Raw genomic sequence first — 923 nt, 5'->3', positions numbered from 1 at the left:
GCCGGCCGAACTCGGGACCCAACCACCACCCAACACCCACCACCACAAACAGTTTCACCAAATCCTGCACACCCGTTCGAAGAAACGGGTACACTAGAGACACGCACTCGAACCCGGGGGGGGTGAGACCACATGCCAGACCCGACAACCACAATGCCACCCGACGCCGCACACGCATTGGCATTGATCACCCAAGGCCTCGACCTCCTCGCCGCCACCGACCTCACCCGCTGCCCCGACACCGACCTCATCACCGTCGCGAAAACCACCGAACAAACACTGTCGCGCCTCACCTACCACGGCGACCGACAATGGATGGAACTATCCGTACGCGGCATCCCCCGCAAACACGGACACACCTCGATGCACGCCTTCGCCGGCAACGAACTACACGCCTCCGACATCACCCGCCGCATGCGTCAAGTCCGCAACACCCAAACCCCACCCACCATCACCGGCGAACCCGTCACCCCCGAATGCCCCACCCTCGCCGCCGCATTCGCCGCCGGCCACGTCGGACCCTCCCACATCACCGTCGTCCTCGACTTCGTCAAAGCCCTACCCGTCGCACTGCCCCACGACGTGAAAGTCGCCGCCGAACAAACCATCACCGAGCTCGCCACCCAATACCCCGTCGACCAGGTCAAAGACCTCGCCGCCGAACTCATGGCCCGACTCGACCCCGACGGCAGCCTGATCGACAAACCCGACCGCCACCGCCGCCGCGGACTCTGGCTGGGCAAACAAGGCATCGACGGCATGTCGAAACTCACCGGCACCATCGACCCCGTCCTACGGGCCCACCTGGAAACCCTGTTCGCCGCCTGGGGTCAACCCGGCGTCAACAACCCCGACGACGAATCCTCCCCGGCCGGAGACGCCCGCGCCACCGAAGTCATCGCCCCCGCCGCAACAGCAGCCGC

The 923-nt window shown here is 65.5% G+C and carries 1 protein-coding gene; it reads left to right on the top strand.

Annotated elements, in window-relative coordinates:
- Positions 1–132: 132 nt before the first annotated feature.
- On the top strand, positions 133–923 hold a 791-nt coding region (locus GD1_RS24030; RefSeq protein WP_157079615.1), incomplete at its 3' end, for a DUF222 domain-containing protein.

The sequence above is a fragment of the Gordonia desulfuricans NBRC 100010 genome (genome assembly GCF_001485495.1).
In the GTDB taxonomy this organism is placed as follows: Bacteria; Actinomycetota; Actinomycetes; order Mycobacteriales; family Mycobacteriaceae; genus Gordonia; species Gordonia desulfuricans.
Note: the sequence above shows the minus strand (reverse complement) of the source record. Positions and strands in the feature narration are given on the sequence as shown.